Here is a 20,509-nt window from a genome sequence, read left to right as displayed (position 1 = left end):
TAATTCGTATTGATTACGATTTGAAATTTATATGTTAAAAACGAAATGATTACGATTTGACTTCTGTATAATACAAAAAATCACGCAAGAAAGCAAGGCTTTTATTTAACGGCCTGCAACTTTTTTCTTTTTTTCGGGAACGAGGTCAATTCCGCCTCGATGAAACGGATGACATTTAAGAATCCGGACGAGAGCTAACCAGCTTCCTTTAATTGGCCCAAACCGATTGATCGCTTCCAGACCATAGTGGGAACAAGTCGGATAAAAACGGCACGTAGGCGGTTTTAACGGGGAAATGGCAATTTGATAAAAACGAATGACTCCCATTAATATTTTTTTTAACAAAATGCTTCATCTCTTTTCACGTAAATTCACTGTCCTTCATTATAACATATTTTTTATCGTGCCAATAATGGTGCAGAAGGAATAAAGATAAGAAACCGGATGGAAATAATAAGAATTAATTTAAATGGATGAAATATATTGTTATTCAAGGTAAAATAGAGAGGAAATACAATTAAGGAGTGAATTGAATGCCTTCAGTTGAAAGCTTTGAACTAGATCATAATGCTGTTAAAGCCCCATATGTCAGACATTGCGGTGTCCATAAGGTAGGAACAGATGGTGTTGTCAATAAATTCGATATCCGTTTTTGCCAGCCGAATAAACAGGCGATGAAGCCGGATACGATCCACACGTTGGAACATTTGCTTGCTTTTAATATCCGCAAGCATTCAGAACGGTACGACCATTTCGATATTATCGACATTTCGCCTATGGGATGTCAAACAGGGTATTACCTTGTTGTCAGCGGTGAGCCGACAGTAACGGAAATCATCGATGTTCTTGAAGACACTTTCAAGGATGCTGTTGAAATCACGGAAATTCCTGCTGCAAATGAAAAACAATGCGGCCAAGCAAAGCTGCATGACCTTGAAGGCGCCAAGAAATTAATGAATTTCTGGCTTACACAAGATAAAGCAGATCTTCATAAAGTTTTCGGTTAATGAAAAAATCTCCTGTCATTTGGTGACAGGAGGTTTTTTATTTTTATCATTTTTCCCCTCATCCTCGGGCAGAGGGTCGATCGGATCGATTGTATGTTTGTAGCTGTACCCTTTTCCGATAGTCAGGATCGATAATGCCAAGACGATCAGAATGACTATAATGGAGATAACTAGTACCGTAATCATTTTTACATCTCCCAACATTTACAATATAGATTCATTTTAGCATAAGACATGTTTCATTTTTCGAATAGAGGGAATCATAAAGTATAACCAACTTACGGAGGTAGATACTTATGGCTCAGAGAAAATTAGGAACTTTAGTGAATAAGGAAATTGCAAACTTCAGTGTTCTTTATACGAAAATTCATAATTACCACTGGTTCGTAAATGGACCGCACTTCTTTGAACTTCATCAAAAATTGGAAGAGTTATATGTGGAAATCACAGCTAATTATGACGAATTGGCCGAACGGCTGCTAGCGATTGGCGAAAAACCAGTTGCTACACTTAAAGAGTATTTAGAATTAACAACATTGGAAGAAGCGACAGGTAACGAAAATACAGAAGATATGGTTCAAAGCGTCATCAACGACTTTGAAAAGCTTTCTGAGGAATTCCTTGAAATCATCGAGGCTGCAGAAGAGGAAGACCCGGTTACGGCTGATATGCTGACAAGCATGAAGAAAAGCTTCAATAAACATGCCTGGATGCTTCGCGCATACTTAGGACACTGATCCTGGTTGATAGGCCCTGCTTTTAGCAGGGCTCTTTTTTGTGTAAAAAAATAAAAAAAGGCATCCATCGATAGAGGACACCTGAGGAAGATATGTATTAATGAATATTCCGCGGCGGAAAATGTGTAGGTTTCGTATCGTCCATGCTATTTTGAGCGAACTTTCCTTTTAACGTTTCAATAATGTAAAGGCCCATTAGATTGGTTAGTTCTTGATCATCCATTTCTTGAAGCAATTCGAAAATCTCCTTGCGGTCCAACTGCTCCAAAACCGCAAAAGTGAGCATATCAATATCTTCTTCATCACCAGTCAGCTTATTACGGTACATATTGTATAATTCTTCTATTAACTTCAAAACTTTCACCTCACATTTGTTAGAAATCCGTTATCTCTTTATATGTAGGTTATCAAAAAAACCTCTGGGTGCATATAAAAATCTGAAGGGATGCTTGGGCTTATTATATGTTTTACCCTTTGAAAGATACTTTAATCTATTATTTAACATCTTTGTCGGTTAGTAAACAAAATTTCCCATCGTATGATGTGGGCAATTCCGTGAAAAATAAGCGTAGGAAGGGGTGGATGAATATGTCCGAGAACAGGAAAAAATATTACATTTGGCTTCCCACCGGGGAGATCACGCAAGACAGGGAAAGCTCCCCGTGGAATTTCGAGATCGAGGCCACTGATAATGAAGTCATCCAGTTACGTGAATTATTTGATTATAATTATTCTGTTGGCGAAGAAAACTTTTACCGAGCGCATGTCCCGTACCTGCAATATCATTTCGACCGCGAAAATGATAAGCAGGACATCACGCTCCAAAAAATTTATGAAATGATTCATCAACTTGGTACGGACGAGGGAAGAAGGCATATTGAAAGCATGGGAATTTTACAGGCAAAGCCAACAGACGATGGCCTCCGATATTGAGGGGCCATCGTTTTATTCATGCGACGGAAAATCATGCTGGCTAGTGAGTTTTTTTATCCATATAATGAAGGAAGAAATATGGAGAGAAGGGGAAAAATGAAACGGTTTATCGACAGTAACGGATATATGGTGGAACTATCCGAAAAACCCGTCTTTGGCGAGTCCTGGCATGTGTTTGTGCTCGGCAGGTTTGGCGGAAGATGGCTATTGACTAAACATAAACAACGGGGCTTGGAGTTCCCGGGAGGAAAGCGGGAAGCAGGAGAGACGATCGAACAAGCAGCCATCAGGGAAGTGTATGAAGAAACAGGCGCTATCGTAGGGCAACTGAATTTCTTGGGACAGTACAAAGTGCACGATCCTATAAAGCCGATCATTAAATCGATATACTATGCCCAATTGCGTGAGGTGGAAAGGAAAGGTACTTATCTCGAAACGGACGGCCCCATCTTTTTGGACAATTTGCCGGACGAATTCGGCGACGATTACAGCTTCATCATGAAAGACGAAATCGTCCCCTGGAGCCTATCAAGGCTGAATGATTGTGAGTAGTGTGGAGCCTAAATGGACGAGTGAAGTTTGAACTTACGATAAGGGCTTAAATTGAAGTGCAAAATGGCATTGGCGAGTAAAGCGTGAAATTCGCGAGTAAACCGCTCAAATTCACGAATAAACTGCCCAAACTCACGAATAAACTGCTCAAATTCACGAATAAACTGCCCAAACTCACGAATAAACCGCTCAAACTCACGAATAAACTGCCCAAACTCACGAATAACTGCCCAAATTCACGAATAAACAGACAAAACTCGCGAATAAACAGCCCAAACTGAGGAGAAACGGCAAGAATCGTTGAGAGAAATCCGATTCGCGAGTAAAAGTCCAAAACTCGCGAATAAACCGCTCAAACTGAGAAGAAACGGCAAGAATCGTCGAGAGAAATCCGAATTCGCGAGTAAAAGTCCAAAACTCACGAATAAACTGCCCAAACTCACGAATAAACCGCTCAAATTCACGAATAAACTGCCCAAATTCGCGAATAAACCGCCAATACTGAGAAGAAAGCGGCAGGAATCGTCGAGAGAAATCCGAATTCACGAGCTAATCTCAAGTAAAATGAAAACTGCCGAGGGTTATCGGCAGTTGTGTCAGTCTTTGATTAGTTTTCGTTCGAGAAGTTCGACAAGTTGATACATGATGGTGGCAAAGACGGCGATGATCATCAGGGCAAGCATTACGAGCGTGAAGTTGAAGACTTGAAAGCCATAAATGATGAGATAACCGAGTCCTTTCGCCGAGACGAGGAATTCTCCGACGACTACTCCGACCCAGGAGAGGCCGACGTTCACTTTCAATGTCGAGATGATCGTTGGGAAGGAGGCTGGTAATATGGCTTCCCGAAATTTTTGCGTTCTTGTAGCTCCAAAGGTTTGGAGCACTTTCAGGTAGTTTGGATCTACTTCGCGAAAAGCGGTGTAGACGACAATGGTGGTGATGATGATGGAGATGATTGCCCCCATCGAGATGATGGATGGAAATCCAGGGCCGAATGCGACGATGATAATGGGGCCGAGTGCCACTTTTGGCATGGCATTTAAAATGACAAGATACGGGTCCAGTGTTTTTGATAATCGGGGCGACCACCAAAGCAATGATGCCAGGACCGTTCCTAGCAGTGTTCCGATGATGAAGCCGAGTACCGTTTCGAATAGGGTCACGCCGGAATGTGATAGCAGTGTGCCATCACTCAACTTCTGCATGAAAAGCTGCCACACTTTTGTCGGGGAGCTGAATATGAGCGGGTCGATCCATTCCTTCCGGGAAAAGAGCTCCCAACTGCTGAAAAAAACAAGGAAAATCAGGATCTGATAAAGGCGAATGAGCCTGTTTTCCTTTTTCAAAGAGGATTTATATTGGTGATGGAGTTGATCAATATTCAAGGCTCTCAAGCTCCTTCCAGATTGTTTGGAATAGAATAGGGTACTGTGGATGGTTGCGTGCATCGAATGGCATCAGCTCACGCAGTTCATCAGATACTTCGAATGTTTTGTGCACTCTTCCAGGGTTCGGGGAAAATAGATAAATGCGGTCACTCATCGCTATCGCCTCGCCGATATCATGGGTGACGAGCACTGCTGTTTTCCCGAAGGATTTCAACGTTTCAAAAACAAGGTCTTCCAGCTTGAGCTTCGTTTGGTAATCAAGGGCCGAGAAAGGTTCGTCAAGCAAAAGGATTTTTGGATCGACCGCTAGTGTCCTAGCCAGCGCAGCTCTTTGTCTCATACCCCCTGAAAGTTCACGCGGGTACATTTTCCCTGTACCTCCCAATCCGACCTCCGTTAATAGCTTCAACGTTTTTATCCGTTCAAGTCCTTCATCCTTTTTGATTAGCTTCAATCCCAATAAGATATTTTCTTCGATTGTCTTCCAAGGAAAAAGATAATCCTGCTGGAGCATATAGCCGATGGAAGTGTCACTGTCTGCGTTCAGCGGTTTATTTTCGAGCAAGATCTTTCCCGAGGTTGGCGGAAATAGTCCGGCGATAATGGAAAGCAGGGTCGTTTTCCCGCAGCCGCTCGGACCTAGAAAAGAGACGAATTCACCTTTTTCAATGTCGAGGGAAATGTCCGCGAGTGCGGTCGCTGCCGTCTGATTTGAAAAGTAAGTATGGTGAATGTTTTGGATTCTTAAAAAGCTCATGGACATCCTCCTTACCTCTAGCTCTGCTAGTTTGCGGCTTTTTCGGCAAAATCGGTATTAACCAATTCATCATGGCTAATTCGTGAAGGAAGCTCGCCTGCTTCATCCATGATGTTTTGCAGATTGTTCCATTCTTCTTCATCAAGAATGGGGTCGGTGGCAAAGGAACCTTGTTCTTTGTAACGGTTGATGACTGTTTCCATCGTTTTGACATTGGTATCTTCGAAATACGGCTGAATGACTTTGGCGATTTGGGCAGCCTCATTTTCTTGGACCCAATCCTGTGCTTTCTGCAAGGCTCTTGTGAATTTTGCGACAGTTTCTTGGTCCTCTTTCAAATAGCTAGTTTTAGCCATATAAACCGTATAGGGGAGGTGGCCGGACTCAGTACCGAAAGAAGCTACTATATGGCCTTTTCCTTCTTCTTCAAACACACTGGCCGTTGGTTCGAACAGCTGCACGAAATCGCCGGTTCCGGAAGCGAAGGCTGTGGCAATATTCGCAAAGTCAATATTCTGGATAAGCGTCAAATCTGTCTTCGGGTCGATGTTATGCTTCTTCAATACATATTCGCCGGCCATTTGGGGCATACCGCCTTTTCGCTGGCCTAGGAATGTGGAATCTTTCAGCATCTCCCAATTGAAATTATCTATTTTTTCACGTGAAACAAGAAACGTCCCATCCGTTTGGGTTAATTGCGCGAAATTGATGACGGGGTCTTTCGAGCCTTGTGACTGAACGTAGATCGATGTTTCCGAGCCAACAAGAGCGATGTCCGCTCCATCGGTCAAAAGTGCGGTCATGGTTTTGTCGCCGCCTGCCGTCGTTTTCAGGTCGATGCTCAAGCCCTCATCCTTAAAAAACCCCTTTTCTATTGCTACATATTGCGGTGTATAGAAAAGGGAGCGGGTTACTTCGGCCACCCTGACCTTCGTCGTTTCCTCATCCTTGCTGCCACAAGCACCGAGCGGAATGACAAGCATGCTCAGAAGTAAAAATGCGACAACTGCTTTACGCCATTTTTTCAAAATTGCTTCCTCCTTGATAAATAGGTATTTTGCCTACAGTATCGTATGAAGGGAAGTGAAAAATGTGAATGCCTATCAAGGGATAAAAACGAGCGGATGTTTTACAATAAGATTAAAGAGAAAGGAGGGGGAAACTTGGAGAACGGAACGATCATTTCAAAACGGCGGTTCCCATCACCGCATCCACAAATCCATCTTTATACAGTTACATACATATCACAGGGGTTGAAGGTAAAGGGATTACTTGCTGAACCGGTCGATGGCCAAGTTCATGATGCCTTCTTATACTTACGTGGCGGAATCAAAAATGTCGGAAAGGTGAGGCCAGCAAGGATTGTTCAGTATGCCGCAGAAGGCTTCATCGTGTTTGCTCCTTTTTACCGTGGTAATCAAGGCGGTGAGGGAGACGAGGATTTTGCCGGCGAAGATCGGTTCGATGCGATATCAGGGTTCAATCTTCTTGAACGGCATCCAAGAGTAAATAAGGAGCACATTCATATCCTTGGTTTTTCCCGAGGCGGAATCATGGCGCTTTGGACTGGGATTCACTGCAGCAATGCAGCGTCGATCGTCACCTGGGGTGGCGTGTCGGACATGTTCTTAACCTATGTCGAACGGGTCGATATGCGTCGGATGATGAAGCGGGTAATTGGCGGCACCCCTACAAAATTCCCCGAACGGTATGAATACCGGACACCATTATTTGCGATTGAGAATTTCAATGTTCCCGTCCTGATCATTCACGGCGAAAAAGATGACAATGTAGCCATTGAGCACGCGTACCGGCTGGAGAAGAGACTGAAGCTGCATGACAAAGAAGTCGAAAGCTGGTATTTCCCTCAATTCACCCATTACTTCCCACCTGCCGTCAACCGAAAAGTAGTTGAAGATTTAACATCTTGGATGAAAAATAAAACGGAAAAATGGTAGAATGAAGTATAAACCAAGCTTACTGGCAGAAGGAGGAGAGACACATGGGCATGCCTATCGAACTCAATACGATGATCGTTACAAAAGGAAACGAAACCCGCGAACAAGAAAACATTTTCCGGCTGGCTAAAGATGGCTATCGGTTATATCCAATCGATATCCCCATCGATGTACGCAAAACGATACAATCAGACACAAGCGGAACTGCCGTTATCCAAAAAGTCGAATGGACAAGTGAAAAAACCATCATTACGTACGAGTTACTATCATTGAACTCCACTAACTAAATAAGAGCGCTTGCCTGGGATGTTTATCACTGCAAGCGCTTTTTTTTGGTTGGAAATCAGACCAAATGGTTCATAAATCGACAAACGTAACAGCTAATCCGGCCCTCCCCCTGATAATTCAACCTGAGCATCCGCTAATTCGTCCTAAGCGTCGCTAATTCGACCTATGCATCTCCTATTCGTCCTTAGCGCCGATAATACGACCTGCGCCGCCCCTAATTCGACCTAACCTTGTCACAGCAAACCCCCTGAGGATATTCAACGAATGGCATTAGAATAATGGTAAAATGGGGTAAAAGTACGTGGGGTGATTGTATGATTTTGGTCAGTTCTTGTTTGGCGGGTTTTGAGGTGAGATACAACGGTACTCACAGCCTGGATGAAAGGATTATGGAATTAGTGATCGAGAAAAAGGCTATTTCGGTATGTCCGGAGCTGCTTGGCGGTTTTTCGACACCGAGGGAGCCTGCTGAGATAATCGGCGGTGATGGTGAGGATGTACTTGATGGAAAAGCCAGGATCATCGAAAAGTCGGGCAAAGATGTAACGGCGTTGTACATAAAAGGAGCGAACCTTACGTTACTGAAAGCCCAGGAGGTTAAGGCTACGCTGGTTGTTTTAAAAGAAAATAGTCCATCCTGTGGAAGTGCCACGATTTATAATGATGCATTCAAGGGGATAAAAATGGTCGGGAATGGAGTGACCACTGCTTTGCTTAAACGGCATGGATTCACTGTCATATCAGAGGAAAGGTTATTCGAGCATTTGGATGAATATGAGATGTAGTGCTCTTGGTCAGGAAGGGAATATATGGGGGATGTCTACCTCTATACGTTGTTATTTTTTATACTTGCCGGCTATGTTGCTATACTCATCGATTCTGTTTTTGGCAATGGACGATTACGCCTTATTGAAATTAGTTTTCCGATTACCTTGATCGGGAGCTGGGGTTTATACGGTTATAAATTGGTTTTTCCGATCGTTTTTTGGATTGGGGGCAAAGGTCCTTTTTATTGTCATAGGGTTTGACTTTTTCCAAGCGGCAACGCAAGAATTAAGGTCTTCGGCAGTGATATAACCGCACTTATCATTTTCTTATCCAGGGGTATGCGTAACGAACTTCGCCATCCAAAAATGTGCGAATCTAATTCATTTGCGTGACGGTTTTGTTGGTTGGGTAAAATGTCTAAAATTATTTTTAAAAAAACTGGCCGAAGATACAAAGTGTATTTTCGGTCAGTTTTCGATCATTTTGTGAAATTCAGGTCCCAGTGGACGCCGAATTGGTCCTTGACCTTCCCGTACTTCGCTCCCCAAAAGGTATCCTGCAGTTCCATTAAGGGTGAACCTTTTGCACAGAGGGCTTCATATAAATGCTGGATTTCTGATTCGCTCTCGCATTCGAGGACTAGCGATATATTATTTCCGGCTTCAAGTGGGCTTCCTGGAAATGTATCGGATACCATGATCAACAGATCACCTTTTTTAATTTTTGCATGCATAATAAGGTCGTTCGCCTCTTCAGGAGTCGGGAAATCAGCCTCTCCGTATGTTTGCAGGTCGGTAATCTCCGCTTGAAATATTTCTTCATAAAATCCCAATGCTTCCTTTGCCTGTCTATCGAACATTAAATATGGCGTAGTTTGATGCTTCATTTGAACCCTCCTTTTTGGTCATTATCTTCTTTTCGACATGCTGAGCTTATCTTCCTTCATTATGGGAACTTATGCACGTCATCAACCTTTTAAAACGGTATGATTTTACACGTAATATGCATGCTTCTATTCGGGAATTGAAGTAAATACCATATTTAAGTGTATATTGGACTGGAAAAAAAGCACTAGTCGGCCGATATAATTAAATATAGATTGAAAATTTTAAATTTTGAGCATTTGGAGGTTACTTATTTTGAAATTGTCTGTATCAAAGAAATTATGGGCAAGTTTTTTGTCCATCCTTTTATTTATGGTGGCGATAGGTGTGCTGTATCTATTGATCATCATCGATTTGAATGGTAAATATACGTTTTTATTGGATGACCGGGTGAAAAAAATAAGCTTGGTTGAGGAAATGATTAATAAGCAGCAAGCAATCTCTAATGATGTTCGCGGATATATCATATATAAGGATTCTACTTTTTTAGAAAATAGGACGACGGTAAATGAAGAATTCGAGAAAGCATACGGCACTCTTGAGAAAAGCATGACATCCAAGGATGATCGTGCATTGTTGGAAGAGATCCATAGCACACAGCTTGAATATATGGGATTGGCTGAAGAGATAACCGTAAGCATGCAGCAAGGGAATATCGAGAAAGCGATGGAAATAGCAGACAATGCGATTGAGTTGGATAAAACGATCATGGATAATGCCGAGAAACTTGGTGACAAGCAGAAAGCATATATGAAGAAGACGAGGGAGGATTTGAATGAAAGGGTAAAGGAGATGGAGGTATTCATCATTTTACTGATAATCGGCGGGTTCATTTTCAGTGGCATTTTACCAATCATCCTTAGCCGAAGCATTTCACGTCCTGTCCGCAAATTGACGGAAGCGCTACGCCAAGTCGCTGCTGGCAATTTACAGGTGGAGGAGATCCGGATCCGGAACAACGATGAAATTGGTGAAATGGCTGGGGCCTTCAATTCAATGGTAGGGGGCCTTAAATCGATTGTCATCAATATGAGGGATTCCGCGTCACAGCTCGCTGTTCAAGCTGAACAAATGTCGGCAAGTTCAGAAGAGAGCTTGGCTTCCTCGGAGATGGTGTCCGCAACTGCAGAGGAAAATAGGACAGGCATGGCCCTTCAAGTCGATATTGTAGAAAAATCGGTCGAGTCCATGAATGAAATGGCCACTGCCATCAAACGGATCACCGAGAGTAATGTTGAAATGCTCATTTCAGCCGAGACCGTCAATGGACTCGTTCAACAAGGGTCCGATAGCATGAATGATGTAACATCCCAAATGAAAAATATAAATGTGATGATTCGCGAATCGGCGGATATTATGGAAAACATGTCGAGTCACTCCAATCAAATTCAGCGGGTGACGACATTCATTACCAACATTTCCGAACAAACGAATTTGTTGGCGCTGAATGCTGCGATTGAAGCGGCACGAGCCGGAGAACATGGGAAAGGGTTCGCAGTGGTGGCGGATGAAGTCCGCAAGCTTGCCGAGCAATCGAAAATATCAGCAGCGGAAATTGAAAAAATGGTCCAGGTCATTCAAGAAGCTACTGGAAAAGGAGTCGAGTCGATTAATATGGGAAGCAAGAAGGCGGAAGAAGGACTTGCGGCTTCGGCAAGCTCGCTTCAAGTATTTAATAACATTAAATCCGCAGTGGGAGAGGTGAATGAGCAAATTGCATCAGCGTCGTCTGCCGTTGATGATCTTCATGCGATGACCGAGGATGTGACTGCAGGTGCGCATTCCATCAAGGATATAGCGGTCATCTCAGCGGAAAGGGCAAATGATACAAGTGCAGCCACCGAAGAACAGCACACAGCGACCCAACAGATTTCCGAAGGAGCGCAAGCACTGGCAATCTTGGCGGAGAGCTTGAAAATGGAAGTGAGCCGGTTTAAATTTTAGTACGCTAATAATCGAAAAAACCTGACCGCCCATATGAGGTGGCAGGTTTTTTCGAGTAACGTTTTTTTCACGATGGAAGGGCGAAGCTCACTTTACAATGCTTGAGGAGAATTTCGACAATTCGCTTCGAAGCCAATCCATCTCCATATGGATTGGAAGCTGTCGCCATTTTTTGATAGGCCTCTTCGTTCGTAAGCAGATTATTGGTTACCTCGTAAATGCGTTCTTCATCAATTCCGGCCAATAAAAGTGTGCCAGCCTTGATTCCTTCCGGCCGTTCCGTCGTATCGCGCAAAACGACAACCGGGACGCCGAGTGAAGGAGCTTCCTCCTGCACCCCTCCGGAATCTGTCAGGATTAAATGAGATCGCGCAGCGAAATTATGGAAGTCAATTACCTCCAGTGGCTCAATCATATGAAGTCGCTTTGTTTCTTGAAAAACCTCATGAGCGATTTCCCGGACGACTGGATTTTTATGAATCGGGAACACAACCTGAATATCCCCATGTTCATCAAGAAGCCGTTTCACGGAACGAAATATCCCTTCCATCGGTTTCCCGATATTTTCACGCCGATGCACGGTCATCAATAGCATTCTATCATCATTCAATCCGGAAAGGATCGGATGCTTATAGTCTTTATGTATCGTTGTTTGCAAGGCATCTATCACCGTATTGCCAGTAATGTGGATGCTATCGGTCCGCTTATTTTCCAATAATAGATTTTTGGCAGCCTGCTCGGTCGGGGCGAAGTGGATGTCTGCGAGGACTCCGGTCAATTGGCGATTCATCTCCTCAGGGAATGGTGAATGCTTATTCCAAGTGCGGAGGCCTGCTTCAACGTGACCAATCTGGATCTTATTATAGAAAGCAGCCAAGCTTGCGATGAAAGTGGTCGTTGTATCTCCATGCACGAGGACGATATCCGGTTTTATTTGTTTCATCAGTGAACTTAATCCCTCGATGCCCCTCGTTGTAATATCCTCTAATGTTTGTCTGTCCCTCATCATATCCAAATCGTGATCGGGCTTTATTTGAAAACATTGCAAAACCTGATCGAGCATTTCCCGGTGTTGGGCGGTGACCACTACGATGGTTTCTATTTCTGCCTGATGTTTTTTAAGCTCCAGTACGACTGGTGCCATTTTAATGGCTTCGGGCCTTGTCCCAAAGACCGTCATGACCTTCAAACGTTGTTTAGACATGAAAAATTCCTCCTTCTGCTATCTGTCTTCCCCATTATAACGGGAGATTCATGATAAAAAGGGGAACGTAACAATAATTAACGGAATATTTACAATGTTCATAAGGAATTTATATTTCCTTAACCTTCCATTAATAACGGTCCATTACAATATAAAGCAGGAAGTATGAATGACCCAAGCATAGAGGTGATAGGTGAATATGAAAAGCGTCCTGATGATCGTGCAAAACTTTTATCCGGAAATCGGAAGTGCAGGAAATCGAATGAAAAATGTGTATCTTCATTTGAAAAGAAACGGATTTGAAGTAACGGTCATCACGTTGAAACCGAGTTATCCTAATCAAAGTTTGTACCAGGACACCCATTTTTGGGATGAGGAAAACATTGAGGAAGATGTCATCAGGATCGAACCGAACAAAGTGAAGCGGTATACAAGCAATATGGGAAGGCGCTTACTGCATTACTTGGAAGCAATGTGGCTTTTCATTTATACGATCATCCGTCTCGAAAAAAAATATGATTATGTATTTGTCACGACGCCGCCGATTTTCCCAACCATGGCTGCAGTCATTGCCAAGCGAAAAATGAAGGCTAAACTCATTACCGATGTAAGAGACTTATGGCCAGAATCGTTGATAGGTGTGGGGGTATTCGCAAACAAGTGGATTTTGAAGTTCGCATTCTTCCTGGAAAAAAAGCTGTATCGGCATTCAGATCACATTATCATCAATAGCCCCGGGTTCAGGGATTATATCATGGCCAAGGGGGTCAAGGAGGATACGATTCAATTCATCCCCAATTCACTTACTGGAGACGAGCTGGCGTTAAAGAATGTATTTACTCCCATTGCTGATAAAAAAATCAAGGTCGTATATACAGGAAATATCGGACTTGCCCAAGACCTGAAGAAATTGATCGCGATAGCTGAAACGTTAAGGGAACATAAGCAAATCGAATTCACGATGATTGGCTATGGCTATCGGATAGCTGAAGTGGAGAGGGAGATCAGTGCGAAAGGATTGGCGAATATCAAGGTCATTAATGCGATGAACAGGAGAGTGACGCTCCATGAAGTTTCATCCTCCCATATTGCGTATGTGAGCTTGGTCGAGAAAGATGTATTCGATAAGGTGCTGCCTGGAAAAATCATCGATTATATGTGTGTCGGAAAGCCGATTGTCGGTGATGTGGCGGGAAGGGCCAAGCAGGTGATTGCAGAGGCGAAATGCGGTTTGGTGGCAGATGGCCGGGATGTTGCAGAAATCAGTCGGCATATCTTGACCATGGCCAATGATCGAGCCCTGCGTGAAGAGCTGGGGGAAAACGGTTATGCATATGCGAAACAGCATTTTCTATGGTCGAAAAATATTAAAGGCCTCATCAATGTTTTGGAAGCGTAGAAAAATCCGGAAGTGGAGGACAACATGACGAAGAAGGTATGTATGTTTGTGTGGAATCACTTTACGAACGATGCAAGGGTTCTAAGAGAATGTACAGCACTTACTGAAGTGGGGTATGAAGTTGATTTAATTGCCATTCATAATTGGAAGTTCAAAGATTTGCCCAAAAAGGAGAAACACGAAAATGGCTTCACTGTCACAAGGGTCAATAACCGCTGGGAAGCGCTTCATAAAATTCTAAGAGTCGTAGGCAAAGTGAAGAAGAAGAAGTTTGAATTCGTGATTTTGGCCTTGGTGGTCTGGAATACGTTGTGGAACTTGAACTTGATAAACGGCTGGGTCGGGTCGGGAATATTGTTCGGGTCTCTTGCGCTCCTTGCGATCGGCACTCTGATCATGACTAAATCGAAGCTGCCGACATTATTAACGAGGAGCTATATTTTTGCTCAAATGATCTATCTTGGCAGAAAAAAGAAATATGATTTTTATCATTCCAATGATTTGAATACGCTCATGCAGGGAGCGATCAGCAGTAAATGGCTAAGAAGGAAAAAGCTGATTTATGACTCACATGAGGTACAAACGAGCAGAACCGGATATAATAGCCGCATTTACGGGATGATGGAGAAATCCCTGTTACTATTCGTCGATGAAATGATTGCCGAAAACCATACGAGAGCTAAATATAACGAAGACTTATATGGTCTCTATCCGAAAGTTGTCCATAACTATCCGATACCGACCACCCCGGAGGAAAGCACGTCCGTGAACTTGCATGAGCTGCTCCATTTGCCGCCCGATGAACCGATATTGCTGTATCAAGGCGGCGTCCAGATGGGAAGAGGTTTAGAGCAGTTGGTCGATGCTGTACCGCTGATCGAGGCAGGGACGGTAGTTTTTATAGGAGACGGAAAAATCAAGGATGAATTAATGAAAAAAGTAAGTGACATGCATCTTGAGGATCGGGTGAAGTTCCTGCCGAAGGTTCCGGTGGACGAGCTGCTTCATTATACAAAAAATGCCTATTTAGGTTTTCAAGTATTGAATAATGTTTGCTTTAATCACTATTCCGCTTCTTCCAATAAATTGTTTGAATACATGATGAGTGGTGTACCTGTGGTTGCCTGCAGCTTTCCCGAAATTCAAAAGGTGGTCGATAGTGAACAAATTGGTGTGTGTGTCGATTCACATGATCCTAAAGCCATTGCCGAAGGAGTCAATTTTTTACTGAAACATCCTGAAAAGAGGGCGGATATGAGCCGCAATTGCCTGAAGGCCCGCCAAAAATATAATTGGAAGCAAGAGAAGGAAATCTTTATCGAGATCTATCAAACTGCCTGAGCTAGCGAGTGAAGCAAATCATATTGAATAGGAGTGGTTTAGATGAAAATATGTACATTGGGGCTAGGTTATATAGGACTACCAACTTCTTTAATGTTTGCGAAACATGGTGCCGACGTCGTCGGAGTGGATATCCATCCTACTATCATTTCCAATTTGAACCTTGGAAAGCTCCATCTTGAAGAACCTGGATTGGAGGAGGTTTTGCATGAAGTGCTTGAATCCAAAAGGTTTCAAGCGGCATTAAAACCGGAATTTGCAGATGTGTTCATCATCGCAGTTCCTACGCCAAATAAAAATGACATGCACAAATCCTGTGACTTGACCTATGTCAAAGAAGCTACCGCAAGTATCCTTCCTTTCATCAAAAAAGGGAATGTCATCATCATCGAATCGACGATCGCTCCTAGAAGCATGGATGATCATATTAGACCGATGATCGAGATGACGGGCCTTACGATCGGAAAAGACATTTTTCTCGTTCATTGCCCGGAACGTGTATTGCCTGGCAGGATTCTGGAAGAGCTTGTTCATAATAACCGTATCGTCGGAGGAATCACGGAAACATGCTCATATAAAGGGAGCCTTGTTTATCAAACCTTTGTTAAAGGCGAGATCATTCAGACGGATGCGAAAACGGCAGAAATGTCCAAGCTGATGGAAAATACCTTCCGGGATGTCAATATCGCCCTTGCGAATGAGCTGACGAAGGTTTGCTTTGAGCTCGACATCAATGTATTGGATGTTATTTCGATGGCGAATAAGCACCCGCGTGTCAACCTTCACCAACCAGGTCCTGGAGTCGGCGGTCATTGCTTAGCGGTCGATCCCTATTTCGTCGTCGCAAAGGCACCAGAATATGCGCGAATCATCAAACTGGCCCGTGATACGAACGTATCAATGCCTTATTACATCGTCAATTGCGCAAGGATGATGCTTGAGGGAATCGAGCGGCCAAAGGTGGCGGTCTTCGGCCTTTCATACAAAGGGAATGTTGATGATATTCGGGAAAGTCCCGCCATCGATGTCGTCAATATTTTGATGGAGATGGAGCATATGGAGGTAGCCCTGCATGACCCGCATGTTCAATCTGGTATGATGCCGATCGTTTCGGTGGAGGATGCCGTCAGCGATGCAGACCTGATTCTTGTCTTGACTGACCATGATGAATTCAAGATCATGGATTATGACAAACTATCGAATCTGATGGCCAATAAAATGATCCTCGATACACGTAATTGCATTGATGCAACGAAAAACGAGCTTCCAATCGCTAACTTGGGCAATATCTATCAATACAAAACGAACACCATGAAAAAAGCTAGGAATAAAGCGATCATTTAAGCACTTCGGAGGGGGACTGACTTAAAGTCAGTGCCTTTTTTGATGCATTTTCAAGAAGGACATTGAGGGTATGTCTACAAATTGTAAAGGACCAAGCAAGGGCTTGGTCCTTTTGGATATTTTTTTAAGCGATCGGTCCGCCAAGTTCTTCAATTTCACTTGGGACGCTTCCGAATTTCTTGAAGTTTGCCCGGAATTGAGCGGCAAGATCAGTCGCCGATTGTTTATAAGCAGCAGGATCTGCCCACGTCTTGATTGGCTGAAGGACCTCGTCAGGAACACCAGGAACATGAAGCGGAATATCCAAGCCGAAGATTTCATCCTTGACCGTCTCGATGTTGGACAATTCCCCTTCAAGTGCCGCCTGTACCATGGCACGAGTGTATGCTAGTTTCATGCGGCTTCCAGTTCCGTATGCTCCGCCCGTCCATCCGGTGTTGACAAGGTATACTTTTGCACTGTGCTCGTCAATTTTATCACCAAGCATCTCAGCATAGCGTTGAGCGGGAAGCGGTAGGAAAGGTGAACCGAAGCATGTGGAGAATGTCGCTTCCGGTGAAGTTACGCCTCTTTCAGTACCAGCCAATTTACTCGTGTAACCACTTAGGAAATGGAACATGGCTTGTTCTTTGGAAAGCTTGCTGATTGGAGGCAGAACGCCTGAAGCATCAGCGGTCAAGAAAATGATTGTATTAGGGTGGCCTGCAATACTTGGATTCACGATATTATCGATCGCTTGCATTTGGTATGCTGCACGAGTGTTCTCAGTCAATGAACTGTCATCATAATCCGCTTTACGTGTATCAGGATTTACAACGACATTTTCCAAAACGGCACCAAAACGGATGGCATCGAATATTTGCGGTTCTTTTTCACGAGAAAGGTTGATCGTTTTCGCATAGCAGCCACCTTCGATGTTGAACACACCGTTAGTAGACCAGCCGTGCTCATCATCGCCGATCAGCTTGCGATTAGTATCTGCGGATAAAGTGGTTTTGCCTGTCCCGGACAATCCGAAGAATAAAGCGACGTCCCCTTCACGTCCTACGTTAGCAGAGCAGTGCATTGGAAGGATTCCAGCCTCTGGAAGTAGGTAGTTCATGATCGAGAAAATCGATTTTTTCATTTCTCCTGCATATTCCGTTCCGCCGATCAGGATGGTACGGCGCTCAAATGAAACGATGATGAACGTTTCGGATGCAGTTCCGTCCACTTCTGGGTCAGCCTTGAAGTTAGGTGCCGAAAGGATTGTGAATTCAGCTTCGTGACCCCTTAGTTCCTCTTCGTTTGGGCGGATGAACAAAGTATGGGCGAAAAGGTTATGCCAAGCATATTCATTGACGACACGGATCGGAAGTCGTGATGACTCATCTGCACCAGCGAAACCGTTGAAAACAAAAATCTCTTCTTTTGCTTTTAAGTAGTCAACTACTTTATTATATAGTTTATTGAACACATCTTCGGAAATTGGCCGGTTCACTGAACCCCAATCGACTTTATCCTTAACGGATGCTTCTTCCACGATGAATTTATCTTTAGGTGAACGACCAGTATACTTGCCAGTTTCAGCTTTTACCGCGCCGGTTGATGTTAAAACTCCTTCATTTCTGCTTAAAACTTTTTCGACCAGCTGTGGAACTGAAAGTTGAGTTTGCACATTGTTTCCCGTTAATAATTGGTGTAACTCATTAGAAACATCTACAGAATTCATATATGAGGTACCTTCCTTTGTTTAAGTTTTTATCTTACAATTAGTATAACACATTCATTTAAATAGTCTATACTATTTCATGTGATTTGTGATAATTTTCAACTGGTTGCATGACTCATTTTACATGGGCAGGAACCATGTCGGGATTAAATGCATATGCTTTAAAGGAAGTGGATTTCCTTTTCTTTATATAGGAAGTTATTCATAAAATGCACCGCTCGGATTGGTTTATTCATCTTCTTTTATGGTTCTTTTCGTAAAGATGTTGTTTTTTAAAACCCATTAATGACGGCTATCGAAATGTCTTGTGTCAAGATTGTCAGGGAATTGGGAAATGTTCTTGATAGAAAAGCATTGACAAATTCCGACCAAATACGATATTATCTTAAATTGTACGGATTCTCTTATCCCGAGTTGGTGGAGGGACAGGCCCTTTGAAACCCAGCAACCTGCCATATTGAACTTGACTCCAAGGGCAATCGCCGAAAATAAAGCGATGTTCTTCAAGGAAAAGTGGTGATGGTGCTAACCTGAGCAAGGTAAAAAACCCTTGAACGATAAGAGTGAAAGGATAGAAGACAGAATGTTAAACCTTTCCTCATTTGCCAGGGAAGGTTTTTGTGTTTTTTAATTAATTCTGTGTCTATAGTTGAAGCTAATAAGGGAAAACGAGTTCCGTAAAAAAAACAGGCTTTTGCCTACCACATACTAACTTCCAAGGAGGAAATATGATGTCAAAGAAACGTCTATTTACTTCTGAATCTGTTACAGAGGGCCATCCGGACAAGATTTGTGATCAGATTTCAGATTCCATTTTAGATGCTATCCTTGCTAAGGATGCAAATGCACGTGTTGCGTGTGAAACAAGTGTAACGACAGGTCTTGTGCTTGTTGCTGGTGAAATTACAACTTCCGCTTACGTGGATATTCCCCGCATCGTTCGTGATACGATCGCAGGAATTGGCTACACCCGTGCGAAATACGGTTTTGATGCCGAAACGTGTGCTGTATTGAGCTCGATCGATGAGCAGTCTGCCGATATCGCAGCCGGCGTCGACAAAGCTTTGGAAGCACGTGAAGGAAACATGTCAGAGGAAGAAATCGATGCAATCGGTGCAGGAGACCAAGGTCTTATGTTCGGATTCGCTTGTAATGAAACAGAAGAGCTTATGCCGCTTCCGATTTCATTGGCACATAAACTTTCATTCCGTTTGGCTCAAGTACGTAAAGACGAAACGCTTGCATACCTACGCCCAGATGGCAAAACACAGGTAACTGTGGAATATGATGAAAATAACCGTCCTGTCCGTGTCGATACAATCGTCATTTCGACACAACATGATGCAGAAGCCACGCTTGAGCAAATTCAAGCCGATTTAAAAGAGCATGTCATTAAAGCAGTCGTTCCGGCTGAATTGATCGATGCCGAAACGAAATACTTCATCAACCCGACTGGCCGTTTCGTAATTGGCGGACCTCAAGGGGATGCAGGTCTTACTGGCCGCAAAATCATCGTTGACACGTACGGCGGATATGCTCGTCACGGCGGCGGTGCATTCTCAGGCAAGGACGCAACGAAAGTTGACCGTTCTGCGGCATACGCTGCTCGTTACGTTGCCAAAAACATCGTGGCAGCTGGCCTAGCTGACAAAGCCGAAGTACAATTGGCATACGCAATCGGTGTGGCAGAGCCTGTATCGATCTCAATTGATACATTCGGAACTGGCACAGTTAGCGAAGACGTCCTTGTTGACCTAGTTCGCGCCAACTTCGACCTTCGTCCAGCAGGCATCATCAAAATGCTTGACCTTCGTCGCCCAATCTACAAGCAAACAGCTGCATACGGACACTTTGGCCGTACAGATGTCGACCTTCCATGGGAACGCACAGACAAAGCAGAAACATTAAAAGCACAAGCATAATTTATACAAAAAAAAGGTGCGCCGCTATTAGCGGCACACCTTTTTTTATAGGATAAATTTTGCCCGTAGAGGGAATAATTCATTAAACCCACTGAATGATTTCCCATCTGATTTTGGAAAAGTGGCTTACGCGTAAAATCGGAAGTGGCGTGAGAAGTCGCAGTTAATATGCGAGATATTGCCATTTTTTAAACCATTATCATGAATTAATCTAAAATAATGCGCTTTACTCGCGAGTTTAAGCAGTTTATTCGTGAAAATGGGCATTTTATTCGTGAAATTCGTACGTTTATTCGTGAATTCAAGAAGTTTACTTGCGAATTCGGGTCATGATGTGAAAAAGTCGCAGTTAATATACGAGATATTGCC

Annotated in this window: 22 protein-coding genes and 1 riboswitch; of the genes, 13 read left to right on the top strand and 9 right to left on the bottom strand. The window is 43.4% G+C overall.

Annotated elements, in window-relative coordinates:
• Positions 1-105: 105 nt before the first annotated feature.
• On the bottom strand, positions 106-327 hold the full coding sequence (gene yidD / locus ASU00_RS22260) for a membrane protein insertion efficiency factor YidD (protein ID WP_413783541.1): 222 nt from the start codon (positions 325-327) through the stop codon (positions 106-108).
• Between the two features lie 206 nt (positions 328-533).
• Between yidD and ASU00_RS22255 the strand changes: the two genes are divergently transcribed.
• Positions 534-1,007, top strand: a complete 474-nt coding sequence (locus tag ASU00_RS22255; protein WP_057915646.1) for an S-ribosylhomocysteine lyase — start codon at positions 534-536, stop codon at positions 1,005-1,007.
• A 15-nt stretch (positions 1,008-1,022) separates the two neighbouring features.
• Here the strand turns inward: ASU00_RS22255 and ytzI are convergent, their stop codons facing one another.
• Positions 1,023-1,193 carry a YtzI protein gene (gene ytzI / locus ASU00_RS24805; protein WP_082630575.1) on the bottom strand — a complete coding sequence of 57 codons (171 nt, stop codon included), beginning with the start codon at positions 1,191-1,193 and terminating at the stop codon, positions 1,023-1,025.
• Positions 1,194-1,303: 110 nt separating this feature from the next.
• Here ytzI and ASU00_RS22250 point away from each other — a divergent pair, with 110 nt between their 5' ends.
• Complete coding sequence (locus ASU00_RS22250; RefSeq protein WP_057915645.1) at positions 1,304-1,744, top strand: Dps family protein; 441 nt, start codon at positions 1,304-1,306, stop codon at positions 1,742-1,744.
• Between the two features lie 97 nt (positions 1,745-1,841).
• On the opposite strand, the gene ASU00_RS22245 is transcribed toward ASU00_RS22250, so the two are convergent.
• Entirely contained in the window at positions 1,842-2,108 is a 267-nt protein-coding gene (locus ASU00_RS22245) for a DUF6154 family protein (protein WP_377365016.1), read from the bottom strand.
• A gap of 224 nt (positions 2,109-2,332) precedes the next feature.
• Between ASU00_RS22245 and ASU00_RS22240 the strand changes: the two genes are divergently transcribed.
• Both ASU00_RS22240 and ytkD read left to right on the top strand, forming a co-directional pair.
• A complete protein-coding gene (locus ASU00_RS22240) occupies positions 2,333-2,677 on the top strand; it encodes a hypothetical protein (protein ID WP_057915643.1) in 345 nt (114 codons plus the stop codon).
• Between the two features lie 18 nt (positions 2,678-2,695).
• A complete protein-coding gene (gene ytkD, locus ASU00_RS22235) occupies positions 2,696-3,229 on the top strand; it encodes an RNA deprotection pyrophosphohydrolase (protein ID WP_236712809.1) in 534 nt (177 codons plus the stop codon).
• Positions 3,230-3,825: 596 nt separating this feature from the next.
• On the opposite strand, the gene ASU00_RS22230 is transcribed toward ytkD, so the two are convergent.
• The 3 genes from ASU00_RS22230 to ASU00_RS22220 are packed head-to-tail and all read right to left on the bottom strand — an operon-like array spanning position 3,826 to position 6,405.
• Positions 3,826-4,617: an ABC transporter permease gene (locus tag ASU00_RS22230; protein WP_236712808.1), complete on the bottom strand. Its 792-nt coding sequence runs from the start codon at positions 4,615-4,617 to the stop codon at positions 3,826-3,828.
• A complete protein-coding gene (locus ASU00_RS22225; protein WP_057915641.1) occupies positions 4,607-5,377 on the bottom strand; it encodes an ABC transporter ATP-binding protein in 771 nt (256 codons plus the stop codon). The genes ASU00_RS22230 and ASU00_RS22225 overlap by 11 nt, the downstream gene beginning before the upstream one ends.
• A gap of 26 nt (positions 5,378-5,403) precedes the next feature.
• Positions 5,404-6,405 (bottom strand): ABC transporter substrate-binding protein, encoded by a 1,002-nt coding sequence (locus ASU00_RS22220; RefSeq protein WP_057915640.1) that lies wholly within the window; start codon positions 6,403-6,405, stop codon positions 5,404-5,406.
• 135 nt (positions 6,406-6,540) lie between these two features.
• Here ASU00_RS22220 and ASU00_RS22215 point away from each other — a divergent pair, with 135 nt between their 5' ends.
• From ASU00_RS22215 to ASU00_RS22200, 4 genes are all read left to right on the top strand, one after another.
• Positions 6,541-7,335: an alpha/beta hydrolase family protein gene (locus ASU00_RS22215; protein ID WP_236712807.1), complete on the top strand. Its 795-nt coding sequence runs from the start codon at positions 6,541-6,543 to the stop codon at positions 7,333-7,335.
• A 44-nt stretch (positions 7,336-7,379) separates the two neighbouring features.
• The gene (locus ASU00_RS22210) at positions 7,380-7,622 is read left to right on the top strand and encodes a DUF2584 domain-containing protein (RefSeq protein WP_057915638.1); all 243 of its coding nucleotides are present in this window, start codon (positions 7,380-7,382) and stop codon (positions 7,620-7,622) included.
• A 315-nt stretch (positions 7,623-7,937) separates the two neighbouring features.
• Positions 7,938-8,408 carry a 2-thiouracil desulfurase family protein gene (locus ASU00_RS22205; protein WP_057915637.1) on the top strand — a complete coding sequence of 157 codons (471 nt, stop codon included), beginning with the start codon at positions 7,938-7,940 and terminating at the stop codon, positions 8,406-8,408.
• A gap of 24 nt (positions 8,409-8,432) precedes the next feature.
• Positions 8,433-8,651 carry a hypothetical protein gene (locus ASU00_RS22200; RefSeq protein WP_057915636.1) on the top strand — a complete coding sequence of 73 codons (219 nt, stop codon included), beginning with the start codon at positions 8,433-8,435 and terminating at the stop codon, positions 8,649-8,651.
• Between the two features lie 218 nt (positions 8,652-8,869).
• Here ASU00_RS22200 and ASU00_RS22195 read toward each other — a convergent pair whose 3' ends face one another.
• Positions 8,870-9,277: a VOC family protein gene (locus ASU00_RS22195; protein ID WP_057915635.1), complete on the bottom strand. Its 408-nt coding sequence runs from the start codon at positions 9,275-9,277 to the stop codon at positions 8,870-8,872.
• A 253-nt stretch (positions 9,278-9,530) separates the two neighbouring features.
• On the opposite strand from ASU00_RS22195, the gene ASU00_RS22190 reads away from it, so the two are divergent.
• The gene (locus ASU00_RS22190) at positions 9,531-11,219 is read left to right on the top strand and encodes a methyl-accepting chemotaxis protein (protein WP_057915634.1); all 1,689 of its coding nucleotides are present in this window, start codon (positions 9,531-9,533) and stop codon (positions 11,217-11,219) included.
• Between the two features lie 67 nt (positions 11,220-11,286).
• Here ASU00_RS22190 and wecB read toward each other — a convergent pair whose 3' ends face one another.
• Positions 11,287-12,423, bottom strand: coding sequence for a non-hydrolyzing UDP-N-acetylglucosamine 2-epimerase (gene wecB, locus ASU00_RS22185; RefSeq protein ID WP_057915633.1), 1,137 nt, complete (start codon positions 12,421-12,423; stop codon positions 11,287-11,289).
• Between the two features lie 199 nt (positions 12,424-12,622).
• Here wecB and ASU00_RS22180 point away from each other — a divergent pair, with 199 nt between their 5' ends.
• Genes ASU00_RS22180 through ASU00_RS22170 form a run of 3 tightly spaced genes read left to right on the top strand, consistent with a single transcriptional unit; the run spans position 12,623 to position 16,507 of the window.
• On the top strand, positions 12,623-13,822 hold the full coding sequence (locus tag ASU00_RS22180; protein WP_057915632.1) for a glycosyltransferase family 4 protein: 1,200 nt from the start codon (positions 12,623-12,625) through the stop codon (positions 13,820-13,822).
• A gap of 24 nt (positions 13,823-13,846) precedes the next feature.
• A complete protein-coding gene (locus tag ASU00_RS22175) occupies positions 13,847-15,163 on the top strand; it encodes a glycosyltransferase (protein ID WP_057915631.1) in 1,317 nt (438 codons plus the stop codon).
• 42 nt (positions 15,164-15,205) lie between these two features.
• Positions 15,206-16,507 carry a nucleotide sugar dehydrogenase gene (locus tag ASU00_RS22170; protein WP_057915630.1) on the top strand — a complete coding sequence of 434 codons (1,302 nt, stop codon included), beginning with the start codon at positions 15,206-15,208 and terminating at the stop codon, positions 16,505-16,507.
• A 124-nt stretch (positions 16,508-16,631) separates the two neighbouring features.
• Here ASU00_RS22170 and pckA read toward each other — a convergent pair whose 3' ends face one another.
• A complete protein-coding gene (gene pckA, locus ASU00_RS22165) occupies positions 16,632-18,218 on the bottom strand; it encodes a phosphoenolpyruvate carboxykinase (ATP) (RefSeq protein WP_057915629.1) in 1,587 nt (528 codons plus the stop codon).
• Between the two features lie 401 nt (positions 18,219-18,619).
• Positions 18,620-18,782, top strand: a riboswitch (SAM riboswitch).
• Between the two features lie 164 nt (positions 18,783-18,946).
• On the opposite strand from pckA, the gene metK reads away from it, so the two are divergent.
• Positions 18,947-20,140 (top strand): methionine adenosyltransferase, encoded by a 1,194-nt coding sequence (gene metK / locus ASU00_RS22160; RefSeq protein WP_057915628.1) that lies wholly within the window; start codon positions 18,947-18,949, stop codon positions 20,138-20,140.
• Positions 20,141-20,509: the final 369 nt, after the last annotated feature.

The sequence above is a fragment of the Peribacillus muralis genome (assembly GCF_001439925.1).
Taxonomy (GTDB): domain Bacteria; phylum Bacillota; class Bacilli; order Bacillales; family DSM-1321; genus Peribacillus; species Peribacillus muralis.
Note: the sequence above shows the minus strand (reverse complement) of the source record. Positions and strands in the feature narration are given on the sequence as shown.